Origin of the sequence: Pseudomonas sp. MIACH, from assembly GCF_001269925.1 — a bacterium.
Lineage (GTDB): Bacteria > Pseudomonadota > Gammaproteobacteria > Pseudomonadales > Pseudomonadaceae > Aquipseudomonas.
The window spans coordinates 74,655-93,206 of record NZ_LHVO01000046.1 but is presented as its reverse complement, the minus strand read 5'-3'; the positions used below and the strand labels follow the sequence as shown (position 1 = coordinate 93,206).

The 18,552-nt window shown below is 61.0% G+C and carries 15 protein-coding genes and 1 riboswitch; of the genes, 11 read left to right on the top strand and 4 right to left on the bottom strand.

Annotated elements, in window-relative coordinates; all coding sequences use genetic code 11:
• The first annotated feature begins 37 nt into the window (after positions 1–37).
• From AD670_RS17565 to cobM, 5 genes are all read left to right on the top strand, one after another.
• Positions 38–1,188 (top strand): IS3 family transposase gene (locus AD670_RS17565; RefSeq protein WP_100490110.1). Its coding sequence is split into 2 segments (ribosomal slippage): positions 38–272 and positions 272–1,188, totalling 1,152 coding nucleotides; the frame shifts between segments, so codons are not numbered across the junction.
• Between the two features lie 305 nt (positions 1,189–1,493).
• A riboswitch (cobalamin riboswitch) is annotated at positions 1,494–1,699 on the top strand.
• A gap of 96 nt (positions 1,700–1,795) precedes the next feature.
• A complete protein-coding gene (locus AD670_RS17560) occupies positions 1,796–1,984 on the top strand; it encodes a CbtB-domain containing protein (RefSeq protein ID WP_027606475.1) in 189 nt (62 codons plus the stop codon).
• Between the two features lie 11 nt (positions 1,985–1,995).
• Complete coding sequence (locus AD670_RS17555) at positions 1,996–2,700, top strand: CbtA family protein (RefSeq protein ID WP_053134990.1); 705 nt, start codon at positions 1,996–1,998, stop codon at positions 2,698–2,700.
• Positions 2,697–3,089 carry a cobalamin biosynthesis protein gene (locus AD670_RS17550; protein ID WP_053134986.1) on the top strand — a complete coding sequence of 131 codons (393 nt, stop codon included), beginning with the start codon at positions 2,697–2,699 and terminating at the stop codon, positions 3,087–3,089. Before AD670_RS17555 ends, AD670_RS17550 begins: the two co-directional genes overlap by 4 nt.
• A gap of 70 nt (positions 3,090–3,159) precedes the next feature.
• Positions 3,160–3,906, top strand: a complete 747-nt coding sequence (gene cobM / locus AD670_RS17545; RefSeq protein WP_053134983.1) for a precorrin-4 C(11)-methyltransferase — start codon at positions 3,160–3,162, stop codon at positions 3,904–3,906.
• A 250-nt stretch (positions 3,907–4,156) separates the two neighbouring features.
• On the opposite strand, the gene nfuA is transcribed toward cobM, so the two are convergent.
• Together nfuA and AD670_RS17535 are read right to left on the bottom strand one after the other, a co-directional pair.
• Positions 4,157–4,741: a Fe-S biogenesis protein NfuA gene (gene nfuA / locus AD670_RS17540; protein ID WP_017136914.1), complete on the bottom strand. Its 585-nt coding sequence runs from the start codon at positions 4,739–4,741 to the stop codon at positions 4,157–4,159.
• A gap of 93 nt (positions 4,742–4,834) precedes the next feature.
• Positions 4,835–7,126 carry a fatty acid cis/trans isomerase gene (locus AD670_RS17535; RefSeq protein WP_053134981.1) on the bottom strand — a complete coding sequence of 764 codons (2,292 nt, stop codon included), beginning with the start codon at positions 7,124–7,126 and terminating at the stop codon, positions 4,835–4,837.
• A gap of 165 nt (positions 7,127–7,291) precedes the next feature.
• Between AD670_RS17535 and metH the strand changes: the two genes are divergently transcribed.
• On the top strand, positions 7,292–11,002 hold the full coding sequence (gene metH / locus AD670_RS17530) for a methionine synthase (protein ID WP_053134978.1): 3,711 nt from the start codon (positions 7,292–7,294) through the stop codon (positions 11,000–11,002).
• Positions 11,003–11,054: 52 nt separating this feature from the next.
• Positions 11,055–11,273 (top strand): DUF2970 domain-containing protein, encoded by a 219-nt coding sequence (locus tag AD670_RS17525; protein ID WP_053134974.1) that lies wholly within the window; start codon positions 11,055–11,057, stop codon positions 11,271–11,273.
• Here AD670_RS17525 and AD670_RS17520 read toward each other — a convergent pair.
• Entirely contained in the window at positions 11,270–12,337 is a 1,068-nt protein-coding gene (locus AD670_RS17520) for an ABC transporter substrate-binding protein (protein ID WP_053134971.1), read from the bottom strand. The genes AD670_RS17525 and AD670_RS17520 overlap by 4 nt on opposite strands.
• Before the next feature lie 422 nt (positions 12,338–12,759).
• On the opposite strand from AD670_RS17520, the gene AD670_RS17515 reads away from it, so the two are divergent.
• The gene (locus AD670_RS17515; protein ID WP_003190712.1) at positions 12,760–14,418 is read left to right on the top strand and encodes a nitrite/sulfite reductase; all 1,659 of its coding nucleotides are present in this window, start codon (positions 12,760–12,762) and stop codon (positions 14,416–14,418) included.
• Positions 14,402–14,896, top strand: a complete 495-nt coding sequence (locus AD670_RS17510) for a DUF934 domain-containing protein (RefSeq protein WP_003235539.1) — start codon at positions 14,402–14,404, stop codon at positions 14,894–14,896. The genes AD670_RS17515 and AD670_RS17510 overlap by 17 nt, the downstream gene beginning before the upstream one ends.
• Before the next feature lie 71 nt (positions 14,897–14,967).
• Here AD670_RS17510 and AD670_RS17505 read toward each other — a convergent pair whose 3' ends face one another.
• Positions 14,968–15,372 (bottom strand): MerR family transcriptional regulator, encoded by a 405-nt coding sequence (locus AD670_RS17505; RefSeq protein WP_053134968.1) that lies wholly within the window; start codon positions 15,370–15,372, stop codon positions 14,968–14,970.
• Positions 15,373–15,443: 71 nt separating this feature from the next.
• Here AD670_RS17505 and AD670_RS17500 point away from each other — a divergent pair, with 71 nt between their 5' ends.
• Together AD670_RS17500 and poxB are read left to right on the top strand one after the other, a co-directional pair.
• The gene (locus tag AD670_RS17500) at positions 15,444–16,676 is read left to right on the top strand and encodes an NADH:flavin oxidoreductase/NADH oxidase family protein (RefSeq protein WP_053134965.1); all 1,233 of its coding nucleotides are present in this window, start codon (positions 15,444–15,446) and stop codon (positions 16,674–16,676) included.
• 77 nt (positions 16,677–16,753) lie between these two features.
• The gene (gene poxB, locus AD670_RS17495) at positions 16,754–18,478 is read left to right on the top strand and encodes a ubiquinone-dependent pyruvate dehydrogenase (RefSeq protein WP_053134961.1); all 1,725 of its coding nucleotides are present in this window, start codon (positions 16,754–16,756) and stop codon (positions 18,476–18,478) included.
• The last annotated feature ends 74 nt before the right edge of the window (positions 18,479–18,552 follow it).

Below are 18,552 nucleotides of genomic sequence, written 5' to 3'. Positions count from 1 at the left end.
CCTCTTTGCCTTAAACTGAGGCCAATTAGGAGGTGCCATGAGCAACCCACGTTATCCCGAAGAATTCAAAATCCAAGCGGTCAATCAAGTGGCCGAAAAGAAGCTGCCTGTCGCTGAGGTGGCAGCACGTCTTGGTGTGTCGACGCATAGCCTCTATGCCTGGATAAAGCGCTACAGCAAACCTCTAGAAGAACGACAGCAAGACGATGATCAACACGCTGAACTGCGTCGTCTGCGAGCGGAGCTCAAGCGCGTCACTGAAGAGCGAGATATCTTAAAAAAGGCCGCCGCGTACTTTGCCAAGGAGTGCGGTTGAAGTACGCCTTTATCAAGCAGCGAGCCGGCGACTATTCCATTCGACGGCTTTGCCTGACGCTGAAAGTCCATCCAAGTGGCTATTACGCCTGGTTGTCTGAGCCGCAATCTGCACGCGCCAAAGACAACCAGCGACTGCTGGGTTTGATCAAGCATTCATGGCTGGAAAGTGGCGGCGTTTATGGCTATCGCAAAATCCATGACGATCTGCGCGAGGTCGGTGAAGTTTGCGGGCGCCATCGCGTGGCAAGGCTGATGCGTCTTGAAGGGCTGCGCTCTCAGACAGGTTATCGACGCCGCCCTGGAAAGTACGGCGGTAAGCCAGCGGTCGCCTCACCCAATTTGCTGAAGCGCCAGTTCGATGTCGTGGAACCCAACAAGGTTTGGGTCACCGACATCACCTACATTCGTACGTATGAAGGCTGGTTGTATTTGGCGGTGGTGCTGGATCTGTTTTCTCGTCAGGTCGTTGGCTGGTCAATGAAGGCGCAGATGACCAGTGATTTGGCTATTGATGCGTTGTTGATGGCGGTTTGGAGGCGTAAACCGAAGCAAGAGGTGATGGTTCATTCCGACCAGGGCAGCCAGTACAGCAGCTCCGACTGGCGCAGCTTTTTGAGCGCAAACAATTTGGTTGCCAGCATGAGTCGCCGAGGCAACTGTCATGACAACGCCGTGGCCGAGAGCTTTTTCCAGCTTCTAAAACGGGAACGGATCAAGCGAAAAATCTACATCACGCGGGAAGATGCTCGTAGTGATGTGTTCGATTACATCGAGATGTTCTACAACGTAAAACGCCGCCATGGTTTCAACAATCAGCTGTCACCGGTAGAGTTTGAAAAGCGTTACGCAATGAGCTTGCAAGGTGTCTAGAGAATCCGGGGCGATTCAGTTCGCGTAGAACTGGGACAGCGTTTTGGTGGGACGCAAAGCCAATCTTGTTGGCGATCACTCCCTCGATCTTGATGGTCATGAACCACTTCTCCTTAGTAAACGGGGCAACGCGACATTGCAATACAGGCAAAAGGAATGGGCATACTCAACGACGTGCAGGCTTTTTGAAACTGCTTTTTTCATCAAACTCCGATAACACGACCAGGTAATTGTATTTTTCATATTCCACACTTCATAAGCGGCGCCTGGCCACCACATTTGACTCAAATCATCGCCCATGCTCTCCTACACATCTTGTTTCGGGTGCCCTTCACAGGGTGAAACGGGAAACCGGTGAGTCATAGCCTTATGACGAGTCCGGTGCTGCCCCCGCAACGGTAAGCGAGTGAAGCGTCAGATCCACTGTGCCTGTACGGCATGGGAAGGCGACGCTTTCTAGACCCAGTGTCCCTCGCAAGCCCGGAGACCGGCCCGAATAACATCCAATAACAAACCCGCGGTGGGCGGGCGCTGTTAAAACCCTGCGTGCCTGGCTCGCGGGGTTTGCATGCGCTCGTTTCACCCTGACACCTGAAAGGGACGCGCCATGTCGATCATCAGCAGCACCTCGCACACCGCCAGCAGCTCCGCCACCCTCAGCCAACGCCTGACCGCCGCCATCGGTGCGTCGATCCTCGGCGCGTGCCTGGTGTATTTCGCCGGTTTCTCGCACATCGAGGCGGTGCACAACGCTGCCCACGATACCCGCCACAGCGCCGCGTTCCCGTGCCACTGAGGCCTGCCGACATGATCAAGCGTATTGCACAAACCGCAGGGTTCACCGGCTTGCTGGCCGCCCTGCTGCTGACCTTGCTGCAAAGCTTCTGGGTCGCTCCGCTGATTCTGCAGGCGGAAACCTTTGAAAAAGCCCCGGCCGCGACCGAAGTCGTGCACGAGCACGCCGCTGGCGCCGCTGCACACTCCCACGACGCCGAAGCCTGGGAGCCGGAAGACGGCTGGCAGCGCGTGCTGTCGACCACCGGCGGCAACCTGGTGGTGGCCGTCGGCTTCGCCCTGATGCTGGCCGGCCTCTACACCCTGCGCGCACCGACCCGTACGGCCCAAGGCTTGCTGTGGGGCCTGGCCGGTTACGCGACCTTTGTGCTGGCGCCCACCCTGGGCCTGCCACCGGAGCTGCCGGGCACTGCCGCCGCTGACCTGGCGCAACGGCAAATCTGGTGGATCGGCACCGCTGCCTCGACGGCTGTGGGTATTGCCCTGATCGTGTTTGGTCGCAACTGGCTGCTGAAAGTCTTGGGCGCGGCGATCCTCGTGGTGCCACATGTGATCGGCGCGCCGCAGCCGGAAACCCATTCGATGCTGGCTCCGGAAGCCCTCGAAGCACAGTTCAAGATCGCTTCGCAGTTGACCAACGTGGCGTTCTGGCTGGCCTTGGGCCTGATCAGCGCCTGGCTGTTCCGCCGCAACCGCGACGATCAATACTCGGCATGACCCTGGTGGTCGGCCTGGGTTGCCAGCGGGGTTGTGATGTAGACACCCTGCTGGACCTGTTCGACAGCGCCCTGGCCGAGGGCGGGGTCGAGCGCCAGCGTGTCACGGCACTGGCCAGCATCGACCGTAAACAGGACGAGCCTGGGTTACTCGCCCTGGCCCGACTGCTCGAACTGCCCTTGCAGTGCTTCAGCGCCGGGCAACTGGCCGTTTACGAAGCCCGGCTGAGCCACAAATCGGCGGTCGCGTTTGCCCATACCGGCTGTTACGGCGTCGCCGAAAGTGCCGCCCTGGCCCTGGCCGAACAGCTCTGCGGCGGCCCTGCCCGCTTGTTGATCACCCGCCAGAAAACCGCCCAGGCCACCTTTGCATTGGCCTGCGCCGGCTAAAATCCCGATAATCGCCCTTCCCGATCATGAGCAATCTTCATGCTCGCCCGCTTTTGCACAGGAATTCTCCATGACCGTCTACTTCATCGGCGCCGGCCCCGGCGATCCGGAATTGATCACCGTCAAAGGCCAACGCCTGATCCGCAGTTGCCCGGTGATCATCTATGCCGGCTCGCTGGTGCCGGCGGCGGTGCTGGAAGGTCATCAGGCGCAACAAGTGGTCAACAGCGCTGAACTGCACCTGGAACAGATTATCGAACTGATCAAGACCGCCCACGCTAATGGCCAAGACGTGGCACGGGTGCACTCCGGCGATCCGAGCCTGTATGGCGCGATTGGCGAGCAGATCCGTTATTTGCGTGAGTTGGGCATCCCATTTCAGATCATTCCCGGCGTCACGGCGGTGGCCGCCTGCGCAGCCTTGCTGGAGACCGAACTGACCCTGCCGGACATCGCCCAAAGCGTGATCCTGACCCGCTACGCTGATAAAACCAGCATGCCGGCCGGGGAAGACTTCGACAGCCTGGCCCGGCATGGCACGACCATGGCGATTCACCTGGGGGTCAATCATCTGGAAAAGATCGTCGCCGAACTGCTGCCGCACTATGGCGCGGACTGTCCGATTGCCGTGGTGCACCGGGCGACATGGCCGGATCAGGATTGGGCGGTTGGCACGCTCAGCGATATTGCCGACAAAGTCACCGCCAAGGGCTTTCGGCGCACGGCGCTGATTGTGGTAGGTCGGGTACTGGCGAGTGATAGTTTCAGTGAGTCGTCGCTGTATCGGGCGGGGCATGCGCATTTTTATCGACCTTGATTATTTACTTCACGAACAACCTATAACGCATTGATTCAAATGAATAAATACAATAAAAAACGTGGGAGGGGGCTTGCCCCCGATGACGGTGTGTCAGCCTGCTCATGAGTCGACTGAGGCACCGCTATCGGGAGCAAGCCCCCTCCCACACTTAATCCTCCTTGCCAGATAGATTGCATAACCGCTTGAATTTTAATAATAAAAAACGGCGCTCACGGGCGCCGTTTTTTGTTCGCAGTGAACGCCTTACTCAGTAGTAGGCGTTTTCTTTCTGCGTGTGGTCCGTCACGTCACGGACGCCCTTGAGCTCCGGAATACGCTCCAGCAGGGTCCGTTCGATGCCTTCACGCAAGGTCACGTCCGCCTGGCCGCAGCCCTGGCAGCCGCCGCCGAATTTCAATACGGCAATCCCGTCTTCCACGACATCGATCAAGCTCACCTGACCGCCGTGGCTGGCCAGCCCCGGGTTGATCTCGGTTTGCAGGTAGTAGTTGATGCGCTCGTTGACCGGGCTATCAGCGTTGACGTTCGGCACCTTGGCGTTAGGCGCCTTGATGGTCAATTGGCCACCCATACGGTCGGTGGCGTAGTCAACCACGGCATCGTCCAGGAAGGCTTCGCTGAAGTTGTCGATATACGCGGTGAAGCTTTTCAGCCCCAGGGCGGTGTCTTCAGGTTTCTCTTCACCTGGCTTGCAGTAGGCAATGCACGTCTCGGCGTACTGGGTGCCAGGCTGGGTGATAAAGACGCGGATGCCGATACCCGGGGTGTTCTGCTTGGACAGCAGGTCAGCCAGGTAATCGTGGGCGGCGTCGGTAATGGTTATGGCAGTCATGGAAACTCCTCACAGGCTTGCCGGCAGTTTACGCCAAAATATTACGCAGGTACAAAGTCCGAGTAATTTTGTCGGAAAAGACTCTCGCTCCCGTCAGAGGTTTTCATAGCGGTTCATATCCAGCACCCCTTCTTCCACGGGTGTGGTCTCGCGGATGTACACGGACAAATCGTGGAAATACTGCCAGAACAACGGGTGGCTGCGGCGCACGCCCCAGCGATCGACGATTTTCTCAAAGCGGTTGGCGTCCTTGGCCCGCTCCATTTCGGCGACAAACTCGGGGACTTCCCGCGCCGGAATATTGAACATGAAGTTCGGGTAGCTGCTGAGCACGCCTGGGTAGATGGTCAGCGTGTCCAGGCCCGGCTGATAGCGATAGGCCTCACCTAACAGAAACGCCACGTTACTGTGGGCGCGGTTGCGCAGCATGCTGTAGACCATACGCTGGCCGCTGGCGGTTTCAACGCGCAGCATCGTGGCTTCGGGCAACTGGTCGATCACCTTGAGCCCCGCCGCCGGGCGTGAGGTCAGGCGACTGAGCGCCTGCTCCGCGCCCTGCAACTCCGAGTCGACGCCATCACGGGAGCAGTACGCCCCGGCGCAACGGTTGATCGGGTCCGGGCTGACGTTCAGGTCGCCGTAGCGGGTGAGCAACTGATTGGCGAAGTCACGCTTCGGGTCTTTTTTATCCAGATGCAGGCCCGTCGGCTTGTCGTCGTCAATGGCCTCATAATCCAGCCACAGCTTGAGCTTGCCGCTGTTCTGGTACCAGTCATCCATAAAGTCGTCGCGGCTGTTGGCCGGCATCAGGCGCAGAAAATTCTGCTCGGCGCCGTTACGGATCAGGTCGAAGTACAGGCGGGTCTGGGCCTGGTGCGACACGTTGCCGAACACGTCGAAGTTGACCGCCAACTGGTAATAGGTGCGCTCCAGCAGTGGGTAATCGAACAGCCACATCGTCTGCGGCACCTCACCGATCAGGCCTTTGTTGACCGAAGCGCTGTCGAAGTGGCGGAAGATGCTCAGCAACGCATTGTCGTTGCCCGCCCACAGGCTCGACCAACTCGGTGGCGGCAGGTCGGCGTAGCTGTCACGGCGCAGCGCCTCGTATTCATTGCGCTTGTCACGATAGGCCAGCCACAGGCTCAGCACGCTGCCCACGTCGTCGTTCTGCCCCGGCATCGCCAGCAACGGCGTGGCCTGGCCGCGATAACGCGCATCGGTGATGTACAGGTCATGGTCCGGGTCCTGGAACAGAGTCCAGAAATTATCGCGGATCACGTCCGTGGCGATCTGCCCACGGCACACCGGCCCGCGAATAAAGGTGCGTACGAAGTATTCGGCGTTATCGAGCATGAACTGGTAACGCGCCTTGGCCGGGATCGCCTCGAACGTTTCAAATGGGTTGGCTCGACGGCCCGGCCCGTAGCCCGGCAAGGCATTGACCTGCCAGTTTCCGGCGTAGAACAACGCTTTTATACGTGCCATTTTCTCGGCACTGAACGGGTAAGTGATGTGGGTTTTATGCACGATCACACCCTGCACCGGCCACAAACGGTAGTACACGCGGGTGCCTGGATCATCGTTGGGTCGGCGCGTGGCAATCAGGTCGATCGGCTGGCCGCTCGGCGTGCGCGAACGCACCCACTGGAAGAAATGCCCCGGCTCGCCGCCCTCGAAATAGATGTGGGCCAGGAACAGATGCTCGAACAACCAGCGCGCCACCAGGCTCTCCCGGGCGCCGGGCTGGTTGAACAGGTTTTCCCATTGCTGCACCTGCAGGGCTTCCCTGGCGCTCGGCGCCAAGCCCTGCGCATCGATCGGTGCGCCGGACGCCAGCCAGCGTTGCAAGGTCTGGTATTGCTGGTCAGTCAGGCCGGTGACCGCCAGGGGCATGCCTTCCTTGGGATGGGCGCCGGCATAGGCGTTGAATTCACCGGGCGTGGCGCACATGTTTTCGCGATTCAGGCCCAATACGATCTCTTCGGGCAACTTGGCATTGGGCTTGAGCGCTGCGGTATGCCCCAGCTCCAGCATGCGCGCCATCAATGCGGCCTGGCTGCCTTGGGCGTCGAGTACCGAATAGAAGCCCTTCTGCTGCCAGGCCTGCTGGCCGAAGGCGTCATAGAACAAACGGGTGGTGGGCGTGGCCTGGCTGCGCTCGCCGTCGTACACCGGCATCTTGCTGGCGCCCCGCGCCGCGCCCTCGGCACTGCCCAGGTTGAGCTGGCAGGCAGAATCGTAGCAGGCATGGCAGGCCACGCATTTCTCGGTGAAGATTGGTTGGATGTCGCGGGTATAAGAGATCGCCGAAGCGAGACCTTCCGCCAGAGCGGTACTGGCTATCAATGCCAGGACGGCGCTGACGATAAGACGAAGTGACATGTATCCGGTCCCGATTCAATGCGTGCGATTAAAAGTGGCGGTGATTCTACCGGGCCATACTCCCTACCAACATGAGCGATATTCATGCAAATCCCGGGCATGCCGCAAATCTGCACAGGTTTGCTATGATCCACGCCCTCCGTAATGCCTGACCAGAGTAGTCCCATGTCCGATCGTAGCGCTCGTCTGCAAGCCCTTCACCACGCCCTCAAGGAACGCATCCTGATCCTCGACGGCGGCATGGGCACGATGATCCAGAGCTATAAACTGGAAGAACATGACTACCGCGGCAAACGCTTCGCCGACTGGCCGAGCGACGTCAAGGGCAACAACGACCTGCTGGTGCTCACCCGCCCGGACGTGATCGGCGGGATCGAGAAGGCCTACCTGGATGCCGGTGCCGACATCCTCGAAACCAACACCTTCAACGCCACCCGCATCTCCATGGCCGACTACGGCATGGAAGAGCTGGCCTATGAATTGAACGTCGAAGGCGCACGCCTGGCACGCAAGATCGCCGATGCCAAGACCGCCGAGAACCCGGCCAAGCCGCGTTTCGTTGCCGGCGTCCTCGGCCCGACCAGCCGCACCTGCTCGCTGTCGCCCGATGTGAACAACCCCGGCTACCGCAACGTTACCTTCGATGAACTGGTGGAGAACTACACCGAGGCCACCCAGGGCCTGATCGAGGGCGGTGCCGACCTGATCCTGATCGAGACCATCTTCGACACCCTCAACGCCAAGGCCGCGATCTTCGCCGTGCAGGGCGTGTTCGAAGCGCTCGGTATCGAATTGCCGATCATGATCTCCGGCACCATCACCGACGCCTCCGGCCGTACCTTGTCGGGCCAGACCACCGAAGCGTTCTGGAACTCGGTGGCCCACGCCAAGCCGATTTCCGTGGGCCTGAACTGCGCCCTCGGCGCCAGCGAGCTGCGCCCGTACCTGGAAGAGTTGTCCAACAAAGCCAACACCCACGTGTCCGCGCACCCCAACGCCGGCCTGCCCAACGAATTCGGCGAGTACGACGAGCTGCCGTCGGAAACCGCCAAGGTCATCGAAGAGTTCGCCCAGAGCGGCTTCCTCAATATCGTCGGCGGCTGCTGCGGCACCACCCCGGGCCATATCGAAGCCATCGCCAAGGCCGTTGCCGGCTACGCGCCGCGCCCGATCCCGGACATCCCCAAGGCTTGCCGCCTGTCGGGCCTGGAGCCGTTCACGATTGATCGCAGCTCGTTGTTCGTCAACGTCGGCGAGCGCACCAACATCACCGGTTCCGCGCGTTTTGCCCGTCTGATCCGTGAAGACAACTACACCGAAGCCCTGGAAGTCGCCCTGCAACAGGTGGAAGCCGGCGCCCAGGTGATCGACATCAACATGGACGAGGGCATGCTCGATTCGAAGAAGGCCATGGTGACCTTCCTCAATCTGATTGCCGGCGAGCCGGACATCTCCCGTGTACCGATCATGATCGACTCCTCCAAGTGGGAAGTGATCGAAGCCGGCCTCAAGTGCATCCAGGGCAAGGGCATCGTCAACTCCATCAGCATGAAGGAAGGCGTCGAGCAGTTCATCCATCACGCCAAGCTGTGCAAGCGCTACGGTGCGGCGGTGGTGGTGATGGCGTTCGACGAAGCCGGCCAGGCCGACACCGAAGCGCGCAAGAAAGAAATCTGCAAGCGCTCCTACGACATCCTGGTCAATGAAGTCGGCTTCCCGCCGGAAGACATCATCTTCGACCCGAACATCTTCGCGGTCGCCACCGGTATCGAAGAACACAACAACTACGCCGTCGATTTCATCAACGCCTGCGCCTATATCCGCGACGAGCTGCCGTATGCGCTGACCTCCGGTGGCGTGTCCAACGTGTCGTTCTCGTTCCGTGGCAACAACCCGGTGCGTGAGGCGATCCACTCGGTGTTCCTGCTGTATGCGATCCGCAACGGCCTGACCATGGGTATCGTCAACGCCGGCCAGCTGGAGATCTACGACCAGATCCCGGCCGAGCTGCGCGATGCCGTGGAAGATGTAGTCCTCAACCGCACCCCGGAAGGCACCGACGCCCTCCTCGCCATCGCCGACAAGTACAAGGGCGACGGCAGCGTAAAAGAGGCCGAGACCGAAGAATGGCGCGGCTGGCCGGTCAACAAGCGCCTGGAACACGCGCTGGTCAAGGGCATCACCACCCATATCGTCGAAGACACCGAGGAATCGCGGCAGTCGTTCGCGCGCCCGATCGAAGTGATCGAAGGCCCGCTGATGTCCGGTATGAACATCGTCGGCGACCTGTTCGGCGCCGGCAAAATGTTCCTGCCCCAGGTGGTGAAATCCGCCCGCGTGATGAAGCAGGCCGTGGCCCACTTGATCCCGTTCATCGAGCTGGAAAAAGGCGACAAGCCGGAAGCCAAGGGCAAGATCCTGATGGCCACGGTGAAGGGCGACGTGCATGACATCGGCAAGAACATCGTCGGCGTGGTACTCGGCTGCAACGGTTATGACATCGTCGACCTCGGCGTGATGGTGCCGGCGGAGAAGATCCTGCAGGTGGCCAAGGAGCAGAAGTGCGACATTATCGGGCTGTCCGGCCTGATCACGCCGTCCCTGGACGAGATGGTGCATGTGGCCCGCGAGATGCAGCGCCAGGACTTCCACCTGCCGCTGATGATCGGCGGCGCGACCACCTCCAAGGCACACACGGCGGTGAAGATCGAGCCCAAGTACAGCAACGACGCGGTGATCTACGTCACCGACGCCTCCCGGGCAGTGGGTGTGGCCACCCAGCTGCTGTCCAAGGAGTTGAAGGCCGGCTTCGTCGAGAAGACCCGCCTGGAGTACATCGATGTGCGTGAGCGCACCTCCAACCGCAGTGCGCGCACCGAACGCCTGAGCTACCCGGCGGCCATCGCCAAGAAGCCGCAGTTCGACTGGAGCACCTACACGCCGGTCAAGCCAACCTTCACCGGCTCCAAGGTGCTGGACAATATCGACCTCAACGTCCTGGCCGAGTACATCGACTGGACCCCGTTCTTTATCTCCTGGGACCTGGCCGGCAAGTTCCCACGCATCCTGACCGATGAAGTGGTGGGTGAAGCGGCCACCGCGCTGTACGCCGACGCCCAGGAAATGCTCAAGAAGCTGATCGACGAAAAACTTATCAGCGCCCGTGCGGTGTTCGGTTTCTGGCCGACCAACCAGGTGCAGGACGATGACCTGGAAGTCTACGGCGAAGACGGCCAGCCGATTGCCAGGCTGCACCACCTGCGCCAGCAGATCATCAAGACCGACGGCAAACCGAACTTCTCCCTGGCCGACTTCGTCGCTCCAAAAGACAGCGGCGTGACCGACTACATCGGTGGTTTCATCACCACCGCCGGCATCGGCGCCGAAGAAGTGGCCAAGGCTTACCAGGACGCGGGCGACGACTACAACTCGATCATGGTCAAGGCCCTGGCCGACCGCCTGGCCGAGGCCTGTGCCGAGTGGCTGCACCAGCAGGTGCGTAAGGAGCACTGGGGCTACGCCAAGGACGAGCAACTGGATAACGAGGCGCTGATCAAGGAGCAGTACAGCGGTATCCGCCCTGCCCCCGGTTACCCAGCCTGCCCGGATCACACCGAGAAAGCCCAGTTGTTCCAACTGCTCGACCCCGAGGCCCGCGAAATGCAGGCCGGGCGCAGCGGTGTGTTCCTCACCGAGCACTACGCGATGTTCCCGGCGGCGGCAGTCAGCGGCTGGTACTTCGCCCACCCGCAGGCGCAGTACTTTGCCGTGGGCAAGGTCGACAAGGACCAGGTGACCAGCTACACCGCGCGCAAGGGCCAGGACCTGGCCGTCACCGAGCGCTGGCTGGCGCCGAACCTGGGCTACGACAACTAAGCCCTGACGGATTGTCTATGCTGTCCCTCACACACCTTGTGTCGAGGGACGTATGGACGATCCAGCCAACAACAAGCCCCCTACCTTCTGGCAGATGCTCCACAGCGTGGTGGCCGCTGCGTTTGGCGTGCAGAGTGGCAAGAATCGCGCCCGCGACTTTACCCACGGCAAGCCCAGCCACTTTGTGATCCTGGGCATCCTGTTCACGGCGGTGTTTGCGCTGACGTTGTTTGGGATCGTCAAGCTGGTGCTGCACCTGGCCGGCGTCTAGCGCAGCAACAGACGCAAGCTGAACGGGTAACGATAGGACGTGGGCTTGCCCTCGGCGGACAGCGCGCGAAAATTCACCGACGGTGTCGGCTCCAACAAGTGCCGTGCCTGGCCGGCATTGATCAATTGGAACAACGCCAACGGACGCTCACCCCCGCCGTATGCGCATATGTCCACGCCCTTGGCATCATCATTGATCAGCACCATGGCCCACCCGCCGACGGTGAAATGCCCGGCGACCAAACTCGACAAGCGCCCATCCAGGCGCGCCCGCAGGATCTCGGGCGAGCTGTTGACCGCGCTGAACAACGTGTCCTTGCCGGGTGATCGCCCAGTGGCCTGCAGCGCCTGCATGGCGCCCAGTGCCATCTGATCGTTGGCCGACCACACCAGCGCCGTCTGCGGGTAGCGCTTGAACAGTTGCGTCGCCTGTTCGAACGCACGCTGGCGGCTCCACTCACCGTAGACCAGCTGGCGCAGGCGCACCTCGGGATGCTCGGCCAGCGCCCGGCGCATGCCGCGCTCGCGCAATTGCGCCACCGGGGTGGCCTTGGAGCCGGAAAATGCCAGCAGGTCGAGGGATTGGCCAGGCGCAACCGGACCGTGCTGGCGCAACAGGTCGCGGAGCATCAGGTAGCCCGCCTCTTCATCGTCGGCGACCAGGCTGCCGATCAACTGGATGCCGCTGCGGGTTCCCAGCAATTGCATCTGGTCGGGGGTCAGCGCGCTGTTCACCACCAGCAGCTTGACGCCACTGCCCTCGGCCATGCGCAGGATCTGCGGTGCAACGTACTGCTCATTCACCAGCACCAGGTAGTCCGGCCGCTGGCTGCCTTGCAGTACCTCACGCGCCTGGAGCAGCGTGTTGTCGGGATTACGCTCGCCGTAACGCACACGCAAATCCAGGCCGAGGTCCTTGGCGGCGGCCTGCATGAATTGCGCGTAGCTGACCCAGAAGGTTTCCGTCGACGTGCCTGGATTGAGAAACACCACCGACGTGGCATGGGCCATCAACCCATAGGTCGGTCCCAGCAACCAGAAACACGTAATCAACACCTTCAACATGGATGCTTGAGCCTCGAAAATAAGCCGCCATGATAGTGGCAATGCCCAAACCAATCGAGGCTCAATCAACGTCCTTTATTGGTGGCTGACCCAGAAAACGGCAGTTCCCACCACCAGAATGATCAAGAACAGAATGGCCCAGGCATCAACGGTACTGTCAGGTTTACGGGCTTTTGTCGGATTGCTCATTGCATCGCCTCTTGTCGGTTTTATAGGTGATTGCACTCAAACACGATCACAGTAAAGTTGACGATTGCCCGCATGACAAATGTGGGTATCACGATAACCCTTCTCATTAGTCATTTTGGTTATGTGCATATACTCAAACATCACTTTTGCGCATAAACGCAAACTGGTATCGTGCGCCGGCTCCGTTGGGAGTGCGCGGCCGTGCGCGCAGATTTGCCGAGAACAGGACCTATATGTACGTATACGACGAATACGATCAGCGCATCATCGAGGACCGCGTCAAGCAGTTCCGTGATCAGACCCGACGCTACCTAGCAGGTGAACTGAGCGAAGAAGAGTTCCGCCCTCTGCGCCTGCAAAATGGCCTTTATGTTCAGCGCTTTGCGCCGATGCTGCGGGTGGCCGTGCCTTATGGCCAACTGACTTCGCGCCAGACCCGCATGATGGCCAAGATTGCCCGCGACTTCGACAAGGGCTATGCCCACATCAGTACCCGACAGAACGTGCAGTTCAACTGGCCGGCGCTGGAAGATGTGCCGGACATCCTCGCTGAGCTGGCCACCGTGCAGATGCACGCGATTCAGACCAGTGGTAACTGCCTGCGCAACGTGACCACCGACCAATTCGCCGGGGTTGCCGCCGACGAGCTGATCGACCCACGCCCGTGGTGTGAAATCGTCCGTCAATGGACCACCTTCCACCCCGAATTCGCCTACCTGCCGCGCAAGTTCAAGATCGCCATCAATGGCTCGACCTCGGACCGTGCAGCCATCGAAGTACACGATATCGGCCTGGAGCCGGTGTACAACGCGGCCGGCGAGCTGGGTTTCCGTGTACTGGTGGGTGGCGGCCTGGGCCGTACCCCGGTGGTCGGCGCGTTCATCAACGAGTTCCTGCCGTGGCAGGACCTGTTGAGCTACCTCGACGCCATCCTGCGGGTCTACAACCGCTACGGCCGTCGCGACAACAAATACAAGGCCCGGATCAAGATCCTGGTCAAGGCACTGACCCCTGAGGTGTTCGCCCAGAAAGTCGACGCCGAGATGGAGCACCTGCGCGGCGGCCAGACCACCCTGACCGAAGCCGAAGTGCACCGTGTGGCCAAGCACTTCGTCGATCCCGAGTACAAGGCCCTGAGCAATCAGGATGCCGAGCTCGCAGCGCTCGACCAGCAGCACCCAGGCTTTGCCCGCTGGCGCACCCGCAACACCCTGGCGCACAAAAAGCCGGGCTATGTGGCGGTTACCCTGTCGCTGAAACCGACCGGTGTGGCGCCGGGCGACATCACCGACAAGCAGCTGGACGCCGTCGCCGACCTGGCCGAGCGCTACAGCTTCGGCCAACTGCGCACTTCCCACGAGCAGAACATCATCCTCGCGGACGTTGAGCAGAGCCAACTGTTCACCCTGTGGGGCGAACTGCGCGAAGGCGGTTTCGCCACGCCGAACATCGGCCTGTTGACCGACATCATCTGCTGCCCGGGCGGCGACTTCTGCTCCCTGGCCAACGCCAAGTCGATCCCGATTGCCGAATCGATCCAGCGCCGTTTCGACGACCTGGACTACCTGTTCGACATCGGCGAGCTGGACCTGAACATCTCCGGTTGCATGAACGCCTGTGGTCACCACCACGTCGGCCACATCGGCATCCTGGGCGTAGACAAGAAAGGCGAAGAATTCTACCAAGTGTCCCTGGGTGGCAGCGCCAGCCGTGATGCGAGCCTGGGCAAGATCCTTGGCCCATCCTTCGCCCAGGAAGCCATGCCCGAGGTGATCGGCAAGCTGATCGACGTGTACATCGAACAGCGCACCGAAGATGAGCGCTTCATCGACACCTACCAGCGCATCGGCATTGACCTGTTCAAGGAGCGCGTCTATGCAGCGAATCATTAAGAACAACGAAGTACTCGACGAAACCTGGCACCTGCTGCCCAAGGACGCGAGCTTCGACGGCATCTCCAACTGCGACGACCTGATCGTGCCGCTGGCGCTGTGGCGCGAACACGGCCACGCGCTCAAGGCCCGCGACGGCGGTCTGGGTGTGTGGCTGGACGCCGATGAAGAAGCCGAAGAGATCGGCGCTGACGTGGAACACTTCCAGGTCATCGCCCTGAACTTCCCGGCCTTCACCGACGGGCGCAACTACTCCAACGCGCGCCTGTTGCGTGACCGTTATGGTTACAAGGGTGAGCTGCGGGCGATTGGTGATGTGTTGCGCGACCAGTTGTTCTACCTGCGCCGCTGCGGGTTCGATGCCTTCGCCTTGCGCGCCGACAAAGACCCGTACGAGGCGCTGGAAAGCCTCAAGGACTTCTCGGTGACGTACCAGGCCGCAACGGATGAGCCGCTGCCGCTGTTCCGTCGTCGCTGAGTATCGAATGTGGGGTGGGGGCTTGCCCCCTCCCAGATTGGAATCTGCTTGCGCTGTAAATCGGTGCTTTTTCAGGCACCGATCTTAATCGACGCCAGCACTTGCTTCTGCCCCATTGAGCACGGCACGCCTTCCGGCTGCGCCCGTACCGCATCGATTACGCCTAACAATTGCGCCTTGTTGTGGGCCAACTGCGCCTGCATCACCTCGATCTGCGCCACCTTGCGCTCCAGGGCCTCGATCAACTCCTCACGCTTGTGCTCCCCCGGCGCGGGCATTAACGCCTTGAGTTCCTGCAAGGTAAAACCGGCCTGCTGTGCGCTCTGGATCAGTTGCAGCGTTTGCAGGGCATCGGGCGCATAGCGTCGATACCCATTGGCCTGGCGCCCCACCTGACTGATCAGCCCCTCGGATTCGTAGAAGCGGATACGCGACGCCGCCAACCCACTTTGCTTTGCCAGCTCACCAATATTCATCAAAACGCCTGCTTGACATTAAAGTTAACTTTAAGCTTAGCCTGAGGCCTCCCCCGTTCCGGAGTCAACTCATGTCACCCTTTGAACCCTTACAACTGCCCAATGGCCAGGTCCTCGCCAACCGCATCGCCAAGGCGGCGATGGAGGAGAATATGGCAGACGCCAATCAAGCGCCTTCCCGTGAACTGAAGCAGCTGTACACCGCCTGGGCCAACGGCGAGCCCGGCTTGCTGCTGACCGGCAATGTGATGATCGACCGCCGCGCCATGACCGGCCCCGGTGGCGTTGCCCTCGAAGACGAACAGCATCTGGACAGTTTTCGCGAATGGGCCAACGTGGCCCGCGACAAGGGTGTGCACTTTTGGGTACAGCTCAGTCATCCGGGACGCCAGACCATGGCCAACCTCGGCCAGCAAGCCCTGGCGCCCTCCGCGATTGCACTGGACCTCGGCAGCTTTTCGAAGATGTTTGCCAAGCCCAAGGCAATGACCGAGGACGATATTCAAGAGGTGATCAAACGCTTCGCCACCAGCGCACGCCTGGCCGAGAAAGCCGGTTTTACCGGGGTGCAGATCCACGGTGCGCACGGCTACCTGCTCAGCCAGTTTCTCTCGCCGTTGAGCAACCACCGCACTGACCGCTGGGGTGGCTCGCTGGAGAACCGTGCGCGCCTGCTGCTGGAGGTGATCCACGCGGTTCGCGCCAGCGTCAGCCCGTCCTTTTGCGTCGCGGTAAAACTCAACTCGGCGGATTTCCAGCGCGGCGGATTTGCAGAGGCCGATGCTCGTGCAGTGGTCGAGATGCTCAACCCCTTGTCCATTGACTTGCTGGAACTCTCCGGAGGCAGCTACGAAGCACCGGCCATGCAAGGCGAAGCCCGGGACGGTCGCACCCTGGCCCGTGAAGCGTACTTCCTGGAATTTGCCAAGGAACTGGCGACCATCGCCCAGATGCCGCTGATGGTCACCGGCGGCATTCGCCGCCTGCCCATCGTGCAACAGGTGCTGGACAGCGGCATCGCCATGGCCGGCATTGCCACCGCCCTGACCCTCGAACCGCAACTGATCAAACACTGGCACGAGGGGCGCGATCTCAACCCGCAACTCAAACCGATCAGTTGGCAGCGCAAACCCTTGGCCGCCCTCGCCACCCTGGCCGTGGTACGTGACCAGATGCGCCGCCTGAGCCGCGGCCGCCTGCCCAATGCCAACGTCGCGCCCTGGCTGGCACTGGTGCGCGACCAATGGTTTATCGCCCGGCGCACCCGGCAATACCGCGCGGCCATGACGCAATCTTCACATTAAAGGCGGAGCATTCGGCGTGATCGAACTGTCCCCTATTGATCAGCTGCTTTTAACCTCACTGACGATTGGAGTTCTTCATGGCGAAAATCAACCTGGCCCAGCAATTGGCGACCACCCTTGAACAGGCGGGCATCAAGCGCATCTGGGGCCTGACCGGCGACAGCCTCAACGGCCTCACCGACGCCCTGCGTACCATGGACAGCATCGAGTGGATGCATGTGCGTCACGAAGAAGTCGCCGCCTTCGCTGCCGGTGCCGAAGCGGCAGCCACTGGCGAACTGACCGTATGCGCCGGCAGCTGCGGGCCGGGCAATCTGCACTTGATCAATGGCCTGTTCGACTGTCATCGCAACCATGTGCCGGTGCTGGCGATTGCGGCGCAGATCCCCTCCTCCGAGATCGGCCTGAATTATTTCCAGGAGACCCATCCCCAGGAACTGTTCAAAGAATGCAGCCACTTTATCGAGCTGGTCACCAACCCCGAGCAAATGCCTCATGTGCTGCACCGTGCCATGCGTTCGGCGATCCTCAACCGCGGCGTGGCGGTGGTGGTGATTCCGGGGGATGTGTCGTTGCTGGAAGTGGAAGACACGCTCAAGCCCTGGCCTGCCCTGCACGCACCGCGCACCTTGCCGGCGGAACAGGACCTGCAACGACTGACCGAGATCCTTGAAAGCAGCAAGAAGGTCACCCTGCTCTGCGGCAGCGGTTGCGCCGGTGCTCATGATCAAGTGGTGGCCCTGGCCGATGCCCTGGGGGCGCCGGTGGTGCACGCCCTGCGCGGCAAGGAACACGTGGAGTGGGATAACCCGTTCGACGTCGGCATGACCGGCCTGATCGGCTTCAGCTCCGGTTACCACGCCATGCTCGACTGCGACACGCTGATCATGCTCGGCACGGACTTTCCGTACCGCCAGTTCTACCCTACCGATGCCAAGATCATCCAGGTTGACCGCAACCCGCAGGCGCTCGGCCGGCGCGCCACACTGGACCTGGGCATCGCTGCCGATGTGAGCGAGACCATCGGCGCCCTGCTGCCACGCCTGACCCGCAAGACCGACCGCAGCTTCCTCGAAACCTCGCTGAAGCACTACGAAAAAGCCCGCCAAGGCCTGGACGACCTGGCGCAACCGTCAAAGGCCAACCGGCCGATCCACCCGCAATACGTGGCGCGTTTGCTCAGCGAACTGGCGGACGACGATGCGATCTTCACCGCCGACGTGGGCTCGCCGACCGTGTGGGCCGCGCGCTACCTGAAAATGAATGGCAAGCGCCGCCTGATCGGCTCGTTCAACCATGGCTCGATGGCCAACGCCATGCCCCAGGCGATTGGCGCGCAGGCGGCCTTCCCGGGACGCCAGGTGATCTCGATGTCCGGCGACGGCGGTTTTGCCATGCTGATGGGGGATTTCATTTCACTGGCGCAGCTGAAATTGCCCGTAAAAGTGATCGTGTTCGATAACTCGTCGCTGGGCTTTGTCGCCATGGAAATGAAGGCCGCAGGTTATCTGGATGCCGGCACCGAGCTGAAAAACCCGGACTTCGCCGCCATGTCCAACGCCATGGGCATCCTCGGCATTCGCGTGGAGCAATCCGAAGACCTGGAACCGGCCCTGCGCCGCGCCCTGGCCCACGATGGCCCGGTGCTGGTAGATGTGGTGACGGCCACCCAGGAACTGGTGATGCCGCCGAGCATCAAGCTGGAGCAGGCCAAAGGGTTCAGCCTGTACATGCTCAAGGCGGTGATGAGTGGGCGCGGGGATGAAGTGATCGAGTTGGCGCGGACTAACTGGTTGCGCTGATCCAATACTGTGGGAGGGGCTTGCCCTAATACCAGTCAGTTAAGCGTACATCGCCTCCTGTAGGAGCGAGCTTG

Bases quoted from the DNA above. Each gene is read 5' to 3' on its own strand.
- AD670_RS17550 (WP_053134986.1), top strand. From the start codon at position 2,697: ATGACCCTGGTGGTCGGCCTGGGTTGCCAGCGGGGTTGTGATGTAGAC.
- AD670_RS17520 (WP_053134971.1), bottom strand. From the start codon at position 12,337: ATGTTGAAGGTGTTGATTACGTGTTTCTGGTTGCTGGGACCGACCTAT.
- poxB (WP_053134961.1), top strand. From the start codon at position 16,754: ATGGCGAAAATCAACCTGGCCCAGCAATTGGCGACCACCCTTGAACAG.
- AD670_RS17500 (WP_053134965.1), top strand. From the start codon at position 15,444: ATGTCACCCTTTGAACCCTTACAACTGCCCAATGGCCAGGTCCTCGCC.
- AD670_RS17535 (WP_053134981.1), bottom strand. From the start codon at position 7,126: ATGTCACTTCGTCTTATCGTCAGCGCCGTCCTGGCATTGATAGCCAGT.
- AD670_RS17515 (WP_003190712.1), top strand. From the start codon at position 12,760: ATGTACGTATACGACGAATACGATCAGCGCATCATCGAGGACCGCGTC.
- AD670_RS17555 (WP_053134990.1), top strand. From the start codon at position 1,996: ATGATCAAGCGTATTGCACAAACCGCAGGGTTCACCGGCTTGCTGGCC.
- cobM (WP_053134983.1), top strand. From the start codon at position 3,160: ATGACCGTCTACTTCATCGGCGCCGGCCCCGGCGATCCGGAATTGATC.
- AD670_RS17560 (WP_027606475.1), top strand. From the start codon at position 1,796: ATGTCGATCATCAGCAGCACCTCGCACACCGCCAGCAGCTCCGCCACC.
- nfuA (WP_017136914.1), bottom strand. From the start codon at position 4,741: ATGACTGCCATAACCATTACCGACGCCGCCCACGATTACCTGGCTGAC.
- metH (WP_053134978.1), top strand. From the start codon at position 7,292: ATGTCCGATCGTAGCGCTCGTCTGCAAGCCCTTCACCACGCCCTCAAG.
- AD670_RS17510 (WP_003235539.1), top strand. From the start codon at position 14,402: ATGCAGCGAATCATTAAGAACAACGAAGTACTCGACGAAACCTGGCAC.
- AD670_RS17525 (WP_053134974.1), top strand. From the start codon at position 11,055: ATGGACGATCCAGCCAACAACAAGCCCCCTACCTTCTGGCAGATGCTC.
- AD670_RS17505 (WP_053134968.1), bottom strand. From the start codon at position 15,372: ATGAATATTGGTGAGCTGGCAAAGCAAAGTGGGTTGGCGGCGTCGCGT.